This is a genomic window from Stenotrophomonas sp. Iso1 (assembly GCF_027497995.1).
Lineage (GTDB): Bacteria > Pseudomonadota > Gammaproteobacteria > Xanthomonadales > Xanthomonadaceae > Stenotrophomonas.
Genome location: NZ_JAODBT010000001.1, coordinates 692,931 through 708,029 on the forward strand (window position 1 = coordinate 692,931; position 15,099 = coordinate 708,029).

Genomic DNA, 15,099 nt, shown 5'->3' on the forward strand with positions numbered 1-15,099 from the left:
TTATCGACGATTTTGAATTGCACAATTGTGAGGACAAGTGTGCATTTAACGACAACAGCTATCATGTTGACGACCGTTTCGGACTGTTGTCGTGACCCAGCTTCGCAAGATCATCCATGTCGACATGGACGCCTTCTACGCGTCGGTGGAGCAGCGCGATGACCCCAATTTGCGCGGACGGCCGGTGGTGGTGGCCTGGAAGGGTGCCCGATCGGTGGTCTGCGCGGCCTCCTATGAGGCCCGCACTTACGGGGTGCGCTCGGCGATGCCGGCAATGCGGGCCGAGCGGCTGTGCCCGGACGCGGTGTTCGTGCCGCCGGACTTCGCCCGCTATAAAGCGGTGTCACGGCAGATCCGGGAAATCTTCCTGCAGCACACCCCGCTGGTGGAGCCGCTGTCGCTGGACGAGGCCTACCTGGACGTCACCGCGTCACCGACCTGCGGCGGCATTGCCACCGAGATCGCCCGCACCATTCGCGCGCAGATCCGCGAAGTCACCGGGCTCACCGCTTCGGCCGGCATTGCCCCGAACAAGTTCCTGGCCAAGGTCGCCTCGGACTGGCGCAAGCCCGATGGTCAGTTCGTGGTGCCGCCCTCGCGCATCGAGCAGTTCCTGACGCCACTGCCGGTCGGCCGCATACCGGGCGTGGGCAAGGTGATGGCGGGCAAGTTGTCGGCGTTGAGCATCGCCACCGTCGGTGACCTGCGCGAGCTGCCGCTGGAGCAGTTGGAAGCCTTGTTCGGGAGTTTCGGCGGCAGTTTGTACCGTCGTGCGCGTGGCATCGACGAGCGGCCGGTGGAGCCGGACCAGCCGGTGCAGTCGATCTCGTCGGAAGACACGTTTGCCGAGGACATACCGCTGGGCACGTTCGATGAAGTGATCACGCAGTTGGCTGAAAAGACCTGGCGTGCCACCGGTCGTACCGAACGGGTAGGGCACACGGTGGTACTCAAGCTCAAGACCGCACAGTTCCGCATCCTGACCCGCAGCTTCACCCCGGACACCCCACCCACCTCGGTCGAGGAACTGCGCGATATCGCCCTGGCCCTGTGCCAGCGCGTGCAGTTGCCGGCGGAAACCTTGTATCGCTTGGTGGGAGTGGGCTTGTCGGGTTTCCGGGATCGCGAAGATACGGTGGTGCAGGGGGATTTGTTTCGGGATGTGCAGGTCGATGACTGAAATGTTCCGTGTAGGTAGGCCGCTCGGTACTTGAAGCCTCTCTTCCCTTATCGGATGGAGGTTCTGGGAAGAGGGCTTGGGGCTGCGCCGCAACGCGCCGTTACAATGGGCTGCTTTCCTTGGTGGAGTGTGTGTACGTGGTGACTTCGGCAGTGGTTTTCGATCTGGACGGCACGCTGGTGGACAGTGCCGGTGATATCGCCGAAGCGGTGAACCGCACGCTGGAAGATCTGTCTCTGCCGCGTGTGAGCGAAGCCACGGTGCGCAGTTGGATCGGCGAAGGTGTGCGCAAGCTCGTCACCACGGCCTTGCGTGATGCTGGCAGTGATCACGCGCTGGACGATGTAATGCCGGGTTTCATGCGTCATTACAACGAATGCCTGCTGCGCAGTCCGCGCCTGTATGACGGCGTGATCGAAACGCTGCAAGCATTGCAGTCACGCGGCTTGCCGATGGCGATCTGCACCAACAAACCGGCGGCCTTGGTGCCGCCCTTGTTGACGCATCTGGGTATCGCCCCGTTTTTCGCGCACATCATCGGCGGCGACTCATTGCCTCAGCGCAAGCCGGCGCCGGAGCCGCTGCAGCACGTTGCCATGCTGTTGGAGCAGTCGGTGCAGGAGTGCGTGATGGTGGGTGATTCGGCTACCGATCTGCACGCCGCCAACAACGCCGGCATGCCCATCGTGCTGGTGCGCTACGGCTACACGCGCGATCTGGATCTAGATGCTGCCGATGCGGTGGCGGTGATCGAGGACATGCCCGCGTTGTTGCAGATTATCTAAGGCAGGCAGGTAGTGCCGAGCCATGCTCGGCATTGGCTCCATCAGTAATGCCTTAGCGGAGCGCGGCACCGCGTTAATGGCAGTGCCGAGCTGCGTGCGACATCTGGTCGCAATTTAAGGTGAGTAATAATCATTCTCATTTGATGTAGAATGGCGGCCATCACGCAGCCGCCAGGTGTCTTTGTTCCGGCAGCTGCAATTCGATACCTGCCGTGCCTCACGCCGTCGCCAGAGGTTCGCACTCCCACTGTCGAGAGGCTTTCCCCCATGTCCCGTCGTTCTTCGTCGCGGTTGTCCGCGCGTGCTCCCTTGTTCCGTCGTCGTCCCCTTGCCGTTGCGCTGGCGCTGTCCGCGTTGATGGCTGGCCCCGCTGCCGCCGAAGGCGCGCCGGATGCCACCGACATCGACACGGTGCACGTCACCGCAGAGCAGATCGCACGGCAGGCATTGGGTACGTCAGTCATCACCTCGGTGGACTTGGAGCGCATGCCGCCGGCCAATGATCTGTCCGAAATCATCCGCCGCATGCCGGGTATCAACCTCACCGGTAATACCGCGTCAGGTGCCTATGGCAATTTCCGCCAGATCGACATTCGCGGCATGGGCCCGGAGAACACGTTGATCCTCATCGACGGGCGCCCCGTGAGTTCACGTGATTCCGTGCGCATGGGCCGCAGTGGTGAACGCAACAGTCGCGGCGACAGCAATTGGGTGCCGGCCGAAGCCGTGGAGCGCATCGAAGTACTGCGCGGCCCGGCTGCGGCACGCTATGGCTCCGGTGCATCCGGTGGGGTGGTCAACATCATCACCAAGAAGCCGACCGGCGATCTGACCGGCTCGGTCACGCTGTACGGCAGTCAAGCCGAGCACAGCGCCGAAGGTGACAGCGAGCGCGTTGGTTTCCAGCTGTCGGGCCCGTTGAGCGATCAGCTCTCGTTCCGCTTGTTCGGCAACGTCAACAAGACCGATCCCGACGCGCTGGAACTCAACCAGGATTTCGCCACGGGCGTCACCCCGCCGGCGGGCCGCGAAGGCGTGCGCAACCGTGATATCAGCGGCCTGCTGCGTTACGACATCAACGATAACCATGTGCTCGAATTGGATGCCAGCGTCAGCCGTCAGGGCAACATCTATTCCGGCGAACGTGGCGTCAGCGGCGACGGTTTCCAGCGTTTGAATGATCTGTTCGGTGCCGAGACCAACGTCATGCTGCGACGCTCCTTCGGCCTGACCCATCGCGGCAGCTACGACTGGGGTACCTCGCGCATCACTGCTGCCTATGAAGACACCGACAACACGCGCCTCAACGAAGGGCTGGCCGGTGGCCCGGAAGGTTCGATCAACGAGGGTGCGACGTTCTCCACCTCCGAGCTGACGTCGACGCGTGTGGACGGCGAGATCAACGTGCCGTTGAACTGGGGCGGTATTGAGCAGGTGGCGACGCTGGGCTTTGAGTACCGCGACATGAAGCTGGATGACCCGTATTCGGTCACGCAGAGTTCGAGCAGCGGTGGTGGCATTCCTGGCTACGCCGGCAACCGCAGCGGCAAAACCGACCAGCAGTTCGCGGCGGTGTTCGTGGAAGACAATCTCTACATCGGTGACCGCTGGACGGTGACGCCGGGCGTGCGCTTGGACCATCACTCGCAGTTCGGCAACAACGTCAGCCCCAGCCTCAACGTGCAGTTCAAGCTGGCCCAGGATTGGGCGATCAAGGGCGGCATCGCGCGCGCATTCAAGGCTCCGAACCTGTATCAGGCCAACCCGGATTACCTGTACTACACGCGCGGCAATGGTTGCCCGGTGTTGAGCCCGAACATGGGCTCGGGTTGCTATGTGATGGGCAATGCCGAGCTTGATCCGGAAACCAGCATCAACAAGGAAATCGGCATCGAGTGGGCGCCGGACAACGGCTGGCATGCCTCGGTTACGTATTTCCACAACGACTACAAGGACAAAATCGTTGCCGGCCAGGAACGCATTGGCGTGACCAACGACACCCAGGGCCAAGTGTTCCAGTGGAGCAACTCGCCGGACGCCCTCATTCGCGGTGTGGAAGGCAACCTGAAGGTGCCGCTGCTCGGCGGTGGTGATGTGCTGTCGTGGAATACCAACGCCACCTGGATGATCGAGAACGTCGACAAGATCACCGACCAGCCGTTGTCGATCATTCCCGAGTACACGGTGAACACCTTCCTCGATTGGCAGGTCAACGCGCAGTTGTCTTTCATGCTGACGGGTACGTTCTACGGCAAGCAGGCGTCGGCCACGCAGTCGAGCACCACTGGCGCGGTGCTGCCGCCCGATACGCGTGCGGCCTATGACCTGTGGAGCCTGGGCGGGCAGTACCGGATCACGCCGAAGGTGCGCGTGGGAGCAGGCATCAACAACCTGTTCGACAAACGCCTGTTCCGCGAAGGCACCACCAGCACCAGTGCCACCGGTGCGGGCGCTGATACCTACAACGAGCCCGGTCGCAGTTACTGGGTGAACCTGACCGTTGGCTTCTGATCCCGGCGCCGCGATGAACAACCACACACGCACACACTTCCATTCCCTGCCCGCGCTACTGGCGGTGTTGCTGTTGGCGTGTGTGGTCTCGCCGATGGCGATGGCGCAGCAGCGCAACCCGGCCCAACTCATCGGCCAGACCGTGGCCGATACCGGTTCGCCGCATTACCGCTTCGAGCGGTTTGTGGTGCACAGCGATGACGGCCAACGCACGTGGCGGGTCAATGTGGGTATTCCCGCCGGTGTTGCGCCGGCCGCAGGATTCCCGGCGTTGTGGATGCTCGACGGTAATGGTGCGTTGATGGAGTTCGACGTGCCGCTGTTGGAAGAACTGGCGAGCAAGCGGCCCACGGTGCTGGTGTTTGTCGGTTACGACAATCAGCAGCGCATCGATTCGCCCGCCCGTACCCGCGACTACACGCCGACGGCGGACGAACCGGAAGGCGGCGGCATTGCCGTGGGCGGCGGTGCGGATGCACTCCTGGAAGTACTGGAGCGCCGCATCCGGCCGCAGCTGGCACGACGGGTGGCCGTTGATGCCGATCAGCAGGCGTTGTGGGGCCATTCGCTAGGGGGGCTGTTTGTGCTGCATGCGCTGTACACGCGCAGCGGTGCATTCCAGACCTACGTGCCGGCCAGCCCGTCGTTGTGGTGGAAGCAAGGTGTGATGCTGGGTGAACCCGAACGGCAGTTCACGGCCAACAACGCTGGCCACCGTGCGCGTGTGCTGGTGATGCTGGGCGGCGGTGAACGCGACCGCGACGTCAGCAATCGCGACATGAGTAACCCGCGCGTTCTGGCACACCTGAAGCGCGTGTCCGGCGCCCCGTCCGATGCCAGCGTGCAGGTGGCCGAACGTCTACGTCAGGTGCCCGGGCTTGACGTGGAATATCACCAGTTTGAAGGATTGGGCCACGGCCCGATGTTCCGTGCGTCATTGATGCGCGCCCTGCATGAAATTGCAGGTGTGCGTGACCGAAGTGGTGAACCGCGTCCATGAGGTAGTCGGCCTCGCGCCGGCACGCAGTGCATCGGTTCGCCACTAAATCATTACCCAGGTAGCGTGATCGCCCAGGCAAAAACCCGTCGCACGCGATGCCGCGTGCAGCAACCCAAGAGGTATTGCCCCATGGCACAGATTTGCTTCCACGCTCGTTCGCACGCTGCACGCGCAGCGCGTCCTTCTCTGCTGGGATTGGCTTTGCTACTGGCCACTGGCGTGGCTGGCGCGCAGGTTTTTGCGCAGCCGGATACCGGTTTCAGCGGGAGCATCAGGGCTACCGCACCGATGGTGCTGCCGGGCAGCGAGACCGGCATTGAAGGCAAGGGATTTACGCCGGGCCAGAAGGTGACGCTGCAGCGCGGTGACACCGTGCTCAATCCGCAACCTTATGTCGCCGATGGCGAAGGAAAGTTCACTGGCACGTTGGCGATTCCCGCAGACGCCGTTGCCGGTTCGCAGCCCATCGTGGTGCGTGCTGCCGGCCCGGATGCAGCGACGGTGTTTGCCTTGCAGGTGTCGCGCGAAGTGCCGTTGTCCGGCCAGGAGCGCATCCAGGCGGTCAGCAACAAGCTTGCGCAAGGGTTGTACCAGGTGGCTTACAGCCCGGCCAGCAAAGCCGCGTTCGTGACCAGCGCGGTGGGCCGCCCGCCGGTGAAGCAGTCTGAACTGCTCAAGGTTGACCCGGAAACGTTGCAGATCGTCGCCAGGGTTTCACCGCAGGCGGCACCCGGCAATGACGGCAACCTGTTCGCGGTGTACGGCGTGGGTGTGGACGATGGCAACGGTACGGTCTGGGTGACGAATACCCGTCAGGACACCGTGGCGGTGTACCGCCAGTCGGATCTGGCGTTGGTCAAGCAATTCCCGGTAGGCGCGGTGTCGCATGCGCGTGACGTGGTGGTGGATGCACAGCGCAACCGCGCCTATGTCTCGGCTACCGGCGCGGATTTCATCAGCGTGTTCGACACGCGCACGTTGCAGCAGCTGGACAACATCACCATCGCTTCCAGCAAGCGCGGCGAGACCTTCACCCCCACCAGCCTGGATATCGACCCGGCCACCGGCAAGGTCTATACCGTGAGCCTGGGGGTGGCCGAAGCGGCCATCATTGACGGCGCCAGCGGCAAGGTGGAAAAGGTCTTCCCGCTGGCCGGCGCACGCGATGCCATCGGGGTGGCCTGGAATCCGGTGGCCAAGCGCCTGCTGGTGGTGTCGCAGGGCAGTGACAACCTGCTCATCGTCGATCCTGTCAGCGGCAAGGTGGAGCACGACGTGTATGTCGGAGCGGGCGCGCTGAATGTGTCTTACAGCCCGAGCACGCGGCTGGCCTACGTGAGCAACCGCGCTGCCGGCACCGTGACGGTGGTGGACGAGAGCGGCAACCTCGTTGCCAACCTCGATGGTGGCACCTACCCGAACCATGTCAGCAAGGGGCCGGCGACGGTGATGTTTGCAGTCAATAAGTCGCGTGGCGAGGACGATGCCAAGGGCGACCGCATCACACGCTTCGTGCCGCAGCAGCGCTGAGTCGATCGCTGCGCATCACGTGCGGCAATGCAGTACGCATGCGGGAGGTGCCGGGCACGGCATCTCCCGCACTGTCATGAAGGCTTGGCTAGTGCGGTGATTGAACGCGCGGGCCAGCAGAACCGTCGAGGAAACGAGAATGAAGACCCGAGGTGTAGTGCCAACAGGCCTGTTGCTGGCCGCGCTGATCGCCGGTTGTGATCGCGCGCCGCCCGACGCCGCTGCGGCCGAGAAAGCCGAGGTGGCCGCCAGTGCCGATACCCAGACATTGCCGCAGGGGTGGAGGCGCGTGGCCGGGCAGGATGTGCCACGTAGTGCAGCGGCCACGCCGCAGTTACCGGCGCAGCTGCATTCAGACGATGGCGTGGAGGTCAGCATCACCGACATCGGTCGTATCGTTGCCGGTGGCGATGATGTGATTGCGGTGATTGAAGCCCTCGGCCTGGGCGGCAATGTCTACGCGGCGCCGGAGCGTTCGGCAACGGCGGCGGGCAGGGCAGCGGAGAAGCACTTCCTGTTCAACCGCACCACGGGTGTGGAAGGCGTGCTGAGCCTGGGAGGCAGCGTGTTCCTCGGCAACAGCCTGCGTCGCCATGCAGTGCTGGCTGAACGCCTGCGCGCGACCGGTCATGCCGCCGTGGTGATTGATGATCTACAGGCGCCGGCAGACAAGGTGCGCAAGGTGGCCGACGCGCTCGGCCTGCCGCAGCAGGGCCGGGAGCTGGCCGGCAAGGTGCAGGCGCAGCTCGATCAAGCCGCAGCCATCGCCAGCAGCAACACCAGACGTCTGCGCGTGATTGCGTTGTCGGCCAGTGGTGCCGGTGGCCTGCCGACCGTTGCCGGTGCCGACAGCGCCGCCAATCAACTGATCACGATTGCCGGTGGCATCAACATCGGCGAGGAAGCCGGCGTGGCCAACTATTCGCAACTCAGCAATGAAGGCGTGGTGGCAGCGGCACCGGAGGTGATTCTGGTGACCGACAACGATCTGCGTCTGTTTGGTGGTGAAGCGGGTTTGTGGAAGGCATATCCGACGCTCAAACACACGCCTGCCGGTGCTGCCAATCGCGTGTGGGTGATGCCTGATATCGCGTTGAAATCCACCAGCGTCGGTTCCGGCGCCGGTGCGCTGGCCCTGGCGCAGGCCCTGGCGGAACTGTCGCGCGGATGAGGCACGGGCAAGTGCGGCGGCCCAACGGCGCGCTGTTGTTATGGGTGCTACTGGCGGTGTTGCTGGGCGCGGTGGTGCTGTCCTTCGGCACCGGGCCGTTGAAGCTGCCGCCAGGCGATGTACTGCAGGCCATCTCGGCCAGGTTTGGATTGGCCGATCCACAATCAGTCAGTGCCCGCGATATGGGGGTGATCTGGCAACTGCGCATCCCGCGCGCGCTGCTTGGTGCCTTGGTCGGGGCATCACTGGCGATGGCCGGTGTGGCCTTGCAGGGTTTGTTCGGAAACCCGTTGGCCGACCCCGGCATCGTGGGTGTCAGCCAGGGCGCAGCACTGGGCGCGGTCGCGGCTATCGTGCTCGGCGCGGGTGCGCTGGGGGTGTGGTTGATTCCGCTGGCTGCCTTTGCGGGCGGCGCCGGTGCCACCACGTTGATCTATCTGCTCGCGCGGCCGGGGCGCGGCGAGGGCACGGCGACGTTGCTGCTGGTCGGTATCGCCATTGGTGCGGGCTGTTCTGCGGCGGTGGGTTTTTTGACCTACATCGCCAGTGAGAGCGAACTGCAGTCGCTGGTGTTCTGGCAGATGGGCTCGCTGGCCCAGGCCAGCTGGAGCGACGTGGTAACCGTGGCGCCGGTGTTCGTCATTGGTCTGTTGGCGCTGATTCGTCTGGCGACCGCGCTGGACATGCTCGCGCTGGGCGAACGGCAGGCGCGGCACATCGGATTGGACGTGGCGCGCACGCGGTTGCTGCTGGTCGCCTTCAGCGCGCTGTTGGTAGGCGCGGCGGTGGCATTTGCCGGCAGCGTCAGCTTCGTCGGCTTGGTAGTGCCGCATCTGGTGCGGATGATGGCCGGCCCGGGTCATCGCTGGCTGCTGCCGCTGTCGGGTGTGGCCGGTGCGCTGTTGATCGTCGTGGCCGACACTGCTGCGCGCACGTTGGATCCCCCATCGGAAATTCCGTTGGGCTTGTTCTCCGCGGCGTTGGGAGCACCGTTTTTTCTTTGGCTCGTGCTGCGTAAACGCGGCAAGGGCCAGGCATGAGCGCGCCTTTGTTGGAGCTGCGCAATGCCGGCGTGCAGCGTGGTGATCGGCAGGTGCTTGCCGGCGTGAGCCTGTGTCTGCAGGCGGGCACGCTGACGGCGCTGGTCGGCCCCAATGGCGCCGGTAAATCCACGCTGTTGGCCCTGCTTGCGGGGGATGCCAAGCCAGATCGCGGCGAAGCGTTGCTGCAAGGTCGCGCGCTGGCCGAGTGGCCGGTACGCGGGTTGGCATTGCAGCGTGCGGTAATGGCGCAGGACCACGCCGTGCACTTTGCCTTCAGCGTGCGTGAGGTGGTGGCGATGGGCCGCTTGCCACACCCGCCAGATCCGCTGGAGGACGCGCGCATCATTGACGACGCACTGGCCGAGGTGGATGTCAGTTCACTGGCCGAACGCGATGTGCAGACACTGTCCGGCGGTGAAGCGGCGCGCACCTCACTGGCCCGCGCGCTGGTCCAGCGCACGCCGATACTGTTGTTGGACGAGCCCACCGCCGCGCTCGACCTGCGCCACCAGGAGCGCACGCTGCATGGCGCCCGCGAACTCGCGCGACAGGGCCGCTGCGTCGTGGTGGTACTGCATGACCTCAATCTGGCGTCGGCCTATGCCGATCGCATCGTGATGCTGTGCGAAGGCCGCATCGCCGCCGACGGCGCACCGCGTGAGGTGTTGACCCGGGAAATCATCGCGCAGGTGTACGCACAACCGGTCCAGGTGGTCGAACACCCTACGCGCGGCGTGCCGCTGGTGGTGCCCTGCGACGAATGAACCGCAGCGACGGTTGTGGTGATTTTCGCCCGGCAGTGACCATAAACAAAAAGCCCCGGTGCGAACACCGGGGCTCTTGATCACTCAACCGAACCGGTTCAGTTCTTCGAGTTGTAGCGCAGCGTCAGCTGGTACTCACGGCCCGGCTGGTTGTACCAGGCAACGGTTTCGTATTCGCGGTCGAACACGTTGGCGGCCTTGGCCTGCAGGCTCCAGGCGTCGTTGATGGCGTATTCAACGCGCACATCCATGGTGCCGTAACCAGCCAGGCGCACGGTGTTGGCGGCATTGTCGAAGCGGTGGCCGCTGCCAGCTGCAGTCACGCCCAGACGCAGCGGGCCAAAGTTCTTGTCCACGTCCAGGCGACCGCTGGTGCGCGCGCGGCGAGCCAGCAGGTTGTCGTAGGTGGCCGCGCCAGAGGTGTTGTCGCGCGGGTCGGTGAAGCTGGCCTGTGCGTTGATGTCAAAACCGGCAAGCGACAGGAAGCCGGTCAGCTCTGCACCACGGATGCGAGCTTCAGCCACGTTGACCAGGTCGAAGTTGCTGTCATAGCCGATCAGCTGATCAATGCGGGTTTCATAGGCGTTGAAGGTCCAGTTCCAGTTGTCGGCGTACTGCGCAATGCCGACGTTGAGGCTCTTGGATTCTTCCGGCTTCAGTGCCGGGTTGCTGAAGCCCGGGTAGTACAGGTCGTTGAAGGTCGGTGCCTTGAAGCCGGTGCCGGCGCTGGCGGTCAGGCGGAAGCCGTTGCCGAAGGCGAAGCCGTAGCCCAGGCTGCCGGTGGTGTGGTTGCCGAACTGCTCGTTGTCGTCATTGCGCACGCTGGCCTGCAGCGAGTGCGCGCCGAACTGGCCCTGGTACTCGACGAACACACCGGTGTTGTCGCGGTCCTTGACGTCGAATGCGGTGGAGCTGGTGACCTTGTCGTTCTGCCAGTCGGCACCGGCGGTCAGCTGCTGGCCTTCCGAGAGCTGGATGTCGCCCTGCACACTGGCGGTATCGCGACGGGTGTCGAAGTTGCTGGCAAAGGTGCGGGTGCCGCCTGCAGCGAAGTAGTTGTCGGCCTGGTCGCGGTTGCGGCCGACCTGTGCGGTCAGCTGGAACGCATCGGACACGGCCCATGCCAGTTTGCCACCGTAGACCTGCTGCACGTTGTCGGCTTCGTTGCCGCCGAAGATGCTGCCGTCGTATTCGTTGAAGCTGTCGGCATTGAGCACGTGGCCTTCCAGGCTCAGCGTGTCGGTCAATGCATAACCTGCACGTACGTTGATGGAGGTATTGCGGTAGCCATCGCGGTCCGGCTCATCGGCAAAGCAGCCTGCACCCCAACCGGCGGCGGTGCCACGGCAGGCGTTGATGCCGTCGGTCTTCTGGTAGCCGCCCTGGGCCGACACCCAGCCGTGCTCGCCACGGTTGCTGAAGCCCGCGCTGGCTTGACGCAGGTTGTTGCTGCCTGCGGTCAGCGACAGGTTCTGCTGCAGGCCCTTGCCGGCGGTACGGGTGAAGATCTGGATCACACCGCCGATGGCTTCGGAGCCGTACAGGCTCGAACGCGGGCCGCGCACGATCTCCACGCGCTCGATCTGGTCGACGGGCAGGTCCTGCAATGCCGCCATGCCGGAGGTCGCCGAGCCGACGCGTACACCGTCCACCAGCACCAGCACCTGGTTGGAGTTGGTACCGCGCAGGAACAGCGAGGTGATCTTGCCGGTGCCACCCTGGTTGGCGAAATCCAGACCTGCGCGGCCGCGCAGCAGTTCCAGCACCGTGTTGGCCTGGCTGCGGTCGATCTGGTCGCGATCGATCAGCTGTACCGGCACCACGCTGTCCTTGATGGCAACGGGAGTGCGGGTGGCGGTGACGGTGACGTCGTCCAGCTCGGTCGGTGCGTTCTGCGCAGCGGCAACGGCCGGCAATGCCAGTGACAGGGCGAGCGAAAGGGTGTGGTAATGCAGTTTCATGGAAGCTCCTGGACCTGCGCGCTCCCGCGCAGGCGGATGGGTTGGGCTGCCATGGGAGAGAAGTGACGGAGGTCGCGCACACGGCGCCACAGCCGCCGCCATGCCCTCCGCATCGCAACCAGTCGGCTTTCGGGCCGGTCTCCGGACTCGCAGGCGAAACAGCGTGGCTGCTTCCGACCAGGCGCCTTCCCGTGCGTCGCACAGTGGCGGTGTTGCCTGGCCTTGTCCTGCTTACCGTTGCGGGGGCAGCGCCGGGATGGCGAGCGGCTGGAGTTCCAGCAGTGCGCGGCACCGGCTTCCCGTTTCAACCGGCCGGCGCGTGCCGGTCGGTCACCCGAAAGTGCGCGCATTCTATGCCATGAGGCAGGGGCGGTACTGAACGAATATCAGGAACAGACGGTATGAGGGCCTGAGAACACCCTGGTCCGTAGGCGTTGCATTGGCTGCGAAGCAGGTAGAGGCGCCAACCGTGGGCCGATCCGAAACGGCAGAGATGCCGCTTGCGTTTGCACCGCCCGCGTTGCGGCCAAGGCCTCTGCTGCGCATGCGCAGCGGCCGAAGCGTTGCCTTGATGACGGGCCTGCTTCCGGCGGTCCGGCTAGAATGCGCGCCGCAGTCGCAGTATTTGGAACAGTCGTGACAGAAACATGGTTCGAGCAAGCCTGCGGGCTGCCGTCGCAGGAACACCGTCAGCGTGCCATCGCCCGCCAACGCCAGTTGACCAAGCCTGAAGGTGCGCTGGGCCGGCTGGAAACGCTGGCCATCGAGCTGGCCGCACTGCAGGGCACCGATGCGCCGCAGGCTCAGCGCGTGCCGGTGGTGGTGTTTGCCGCTGACCATGGTGTGACCGGGCAGGGCGTGTCGGCGTACCCGGCCGAAGTCACCGTGCAGATGCTGCGCAACTTTGCTGCCGGCGGCGCTGCCATCGCGGTGTTGGCGCGCGAGCTGGGCCTGCCGTTGCATGTGTGGGATGTCGGCAGCCGCGCCACCACATCCATCACGGGCGTGGTCAGTCACAAGACCCGTCATGGCACCGATGATTTCAGCACTCGCCCGGCGATGGACGCCTCCGATCTGGAAGCCGCATTCGCGGCGGGCCGTCGCGCGGTCGAAACCGCCTGCGTGGATGGCGCAGACCTGCTGGTGTTCGGTGAGATGGGCATTGGCAACACCACCGCCGCCAGCGCACTTGCTGCGGCACTCGGTCCGTTGCCGCTGGACGAATTGGTCGGTGCCGGCACGGGGCTGGATGCCGTGCGCATGGTGCAGAAGCAAAACATCATCGCCCGCGCGCTGGCGCTGCATGGCGAGGCGATCAATGCCGCAGACATGCCGGGTTGCGAAGCATTGCAACGCGTGGGTGGTCTGGAAATCGCCGCGATCAGTGCGGCGATGATTGCCGCTGCACAACGCAAAGTAGCGGTGCTGGTGGATGGCTTCATTGTCACCGCGGCCGCGCTTGCAGCCGTGCGTATCAACCCCGGCGTGCGGCCGTGGTTGTTGTTCTCGCACCAGTCGGCCGAACGGGGCCATGTGCGTCTGTTGGAAACGCTGCAGGCACAGCCGCTGTTGTCGCTGGACCTGCGTCTGGGTGAAGGCTCCGGTGCCGCATTGGCCCTGCCGCTGGTGCGCATGGCCTGCGCCCTGCACAACCAGATGGCGACCTTCGACGAAGCGTCCGTGGCTGATCGCGGTGGCCTGCAATGATTCTGGATTTGATGCGCCACGCGTCCACCGGCCGCCAAGGTCACCTTGATGGCCGCACGGATCCGCCGTTGATCGACGGTGCGATGGACGCGCTTTACCGCTGCCATGCGGGTATCGGCTGGAGCCGGGTGATTACTTCGCCGCGTCGTCGCGCGCTGGATACCGCGCACGCATTGGTGGCGGGCAGCAATCAATTCTGCGAGATCCACCCGGATTGGGCCGAGCTGGATTTCGGCGATTGGGATGGCCTGCATTTCGACGAACTGCCAGCCGAGCAATTGGCTGCGTTCTACGAAGAGCCGCATGACATCGTGCCGCCCAACGGCGAGTCATGGCAGTTGTTCCAGTCGCGCGTGGAAGAACAGTTGCACCGTTTGGTGGACGAAGACGACGGTGATGGTTTGCCGGTGCTGGTGGTCAGCCATGCCGGTGTGTTGCGGCTGGCGATCTCCCGCATCTGCGGCATGCCGCTGTCGATGTTGTGGGCGGTACGCATTGATTACGGCACCCGCGTGCGCCTGCGCGTGGAGCGCGGCGATGACGGGCGGTTGTGGGGCGAGCTACTGGAGCTGCGCCAGCCATGATCCCGCGCCGGTTGATTCTCGCCATCCAGTTCCTTACTCGCTTGCCGACACCGCAGGTGAAGGATTTCCGTCAGGACGATCTCAGTCACTCGGCGGTGTACTACCCACTGGTAGGCGCGATCATCGGCGTGCTGTTGGCACTGCCGCTGTATGGTTTCGGTGAGCGCCCATGGCTGGCCGGTGTGATGGCATTGCTGGTGTGGGTGTGGGTGACCGGCGCGCTGCATCTGGATGGTCTGGGCGATGTGGCCGATGCGTTTGGTGCTGCCCATCGTGATCCGCAGCGCTTCCTGGAAGTACTCAAAGATCCGCACATGGGTGTGTTCGGCGTGGTCACGTTGATCATGCAGTTGCTGCTGAAATTCGTGCTGCTCACCGAATTGGCAGTGAGTCCATTGTGGTACGGCATCGTTCTGGTGCCGGTATGGGCGCGCTGGGGCACGTTGTGGTGGAGCCGTCTGTTGCCGTCATTGCACGCTGCCGGCATGGCCGAGCGTTTTTCCTGGCAGTTGAGCCTGCGTTCGATGTGGCTGTGGGCGGCATTGCTGGCGGTGATCACCGCGTTTGTCGCGTGGCCGCTGTTACTGGCGCTGTTGCTGGTGCCATTGGTTGCTGCGTACTGGCGACGCAGGCTCGGCGGCATATCCGGTGATTGCCTCGGCGCGAGTGTTGAAGTCACCGAGACCTTGCTGCTGTTGGCACTGGTGCTGCTCGCCGGCATCGAGCTGCCGTTCGGGTGAGGACGGCTCTCCCTTCTCCTGTGTACGGGGGAGGGCGGCGGCTCACGAGCCACCGGCTCGTGCATGCATGGACGCCACGCAGACTGTGCGTGGCAGGGGCGCGGAGCGAGGTGGCGGAGGAGG

At 64.4% G+C, this 15,099-nt stretch carries 12 protein-coding genes and 1 riboswitch; of the genes, 11 read left to right on the plus strand and 1 reads right to left on the minus strand.

The features are described 5' to 3' along the window. The first annotated feature begins 91 nt into the window (after window positions 1-91). The 8 genes from dinB to PAN08_RS02825 all read left to right on the plus strand — a co-directional run bounded on the left by dinB (window position 92) and on the right by PAN08_RS02825 (window position 9,984). Window positions 92-1,180 carry a DNA polymerase IV gene (gene dinB, locus PAN08_RS02790; protein WP_269790030.1) on the plus strand — a complete coding sequence of 363 codons (1,089 nt, stop codon included), beginning with the start codon at window positions 92-94 and terminating at the stop codon, window positions 1,178-1,180. A 137-nt stretch (window positions 1,181-1,317) separates the two neighbouring features. Further along, window positions 1,318-1,965, plus strand: coding sequence for a phosphoglycolate phosphatase (gene gph / locus PAN08_RS02795; protein WP_269790031.1), 648 nt, complete (start codon window positions 1,318-1,320; stop codon window positions 1,963-1,965). A 357-nt stretch (window positions 1,966-2,322) separates the two neighbouring features. Beyond that, the gene (locus PAN08_RS02800; protein ID WP_269791149.1) at window positions 2,323-4,476 is read left to right on the plus strand and encodes a TonB-dependent siderophore receptor; all 2,154 of its coding nucleotides are present in this window, start codon (window positions 2,323-2,325) and stop codon (window positions 4,474-4,476) included. A 13-nt stretch (window positions 4,477-4,489) separates the two neighbouring features. Further along, window positions 4,490-5,476, plus strand: coding sequence for an alpha/beta hydrolase-fold protein (locus tag PAN08_RS02805; protein ID WP_269790032.1), 987 nt, complete (start codon window positions 4,490-4,492; stop codon window positions 5,474-5,476). A 129-nt stretch (window positions 5,477-5,605) separates the two neighbouring features. Beyond that, window positions 5,606-7,006, plus strand: a complete 1,401-nt coding sequence (locus tag PAN08_RS02810) for an ATP-binding protein (RefSeq protein ID WP_269790033.1) — start codon at window positions 5,606-5,608, stop codon at window positions 7,004-7,006. A gap of 139 nt (window positions 7,007-7,145) precedes the next feature. Continuing rightward, on the plus strand, window positions 7,146-8,177 hold the full coding sequence (locus PAN08_RS02815; RefSeq protein ID WP_269790034.1) for an ABC transporter substrate-binding protein: 1,032 nt from the start codon (window positions 7,146-7,148) through the stop codon (window positions 8,175-8,177). After that, complete coding sequence (locus PAN08_RS02820) at window positions 8,174-9,217, plus strand: iron ABC transporter permease (RefSeq protein ID WP_269790035.1); 1,044 nt, start codon at window positions 8,174-8,176, stop codon at window positions 9,215-9,217. The genes PAN08_RS02815 and PAN08_RS02820 overlap by 4 nt, the downstream gene beginning before the upstream one ends. Further along, window positions 9,214-9,984: a heme ABC transporter ATP-binding protein gene (locus PAN08_RS02825; protein ID WP_269790036.1), complete on the plus strand. Its 771-nt coding sequence runs from the start codon at window positions 9,214-9,216 to the stop codon at window positions 9,982-9,984. The genes PAN08_RS02820 and PAN08_RS02825 overlap by 4 nt, the downstream gene beginning before the upstream one ends. Window positions 9,985-10,082: 98 nt before the next feature. Here the strand turns inward: PAN08_RS02825 and btuB are convergent, their stop codons facing one another. Continuing rightward, window positions 10,083-11,945, minus strand: coding sequence for a TonB-dependent vitamin B12 receptor (gene btuB / locus PAN08_RS02830; protein ID WP_269790037.1), 1,863 nt, complete (start codon window positions 11,943-11,945; stop codon window positions 10,083-10,085). A 114-nt stretch (window positions 11,946-12,059) separates the two neighbouring features. Beyond that, window positions 12,060-12,298, minus strand: a riboswitch (cobalamin riboswitch). Between the two features lie 283 nt (window positions 12,299-12,581). On the opposite strand from btuB, the gene cobT reads away from it, so the two are divergent. Genes cobT through cobS form a run of 3 tightly spaced genes read left to right on the plus strand, consistent with a single transcriptional unit; the run spans window position 12,582 to window position 14,976 of the window. Further along, window positions 12,582-13,652 (plus strand): nicotinate-nucleotide--dimethylbenzimidazole phosphoribosyltransferase, encoded by a 1,071-nt coding sequence (gene cobT, locus PAN08_RS02835; protein WP_269790038.1) that lies wholly within the window; start codon window positions 12,582-12,584, stop codon window positions 13,650-13,652. Next, on the plus strand, window positions 13,649-14,236 hold the full coding sequence (locus tag PAN08_RS02840; protein WP_269790039.1) for a histidine phosphatase family protein: 588 nt from the start codon (window positions 13,649-13,651) through the stop codon (window positions 14,234-14,236). The genes cobT and PAN08_RS02840 overlap by 4 nt, the downstream gene beginning before the upstream one ends. After that, a complete protein-coding gene (gene cobS, locus PAN08_RS02845; protein ID WP_269790040.1) occupies window positions 14,233-14,976 on the plus strand; it encodes an adenosylcobinamide-GDP ribazoletransferase in 744 nt (247 codons plus the stop codon). The genes PAN08_RS02840 and cobS overlap by 4 nt, the downstream gene beginning before the upstream one ends. Window positions 14,977-15,099 lie beyond the last annotated feature (123 nt).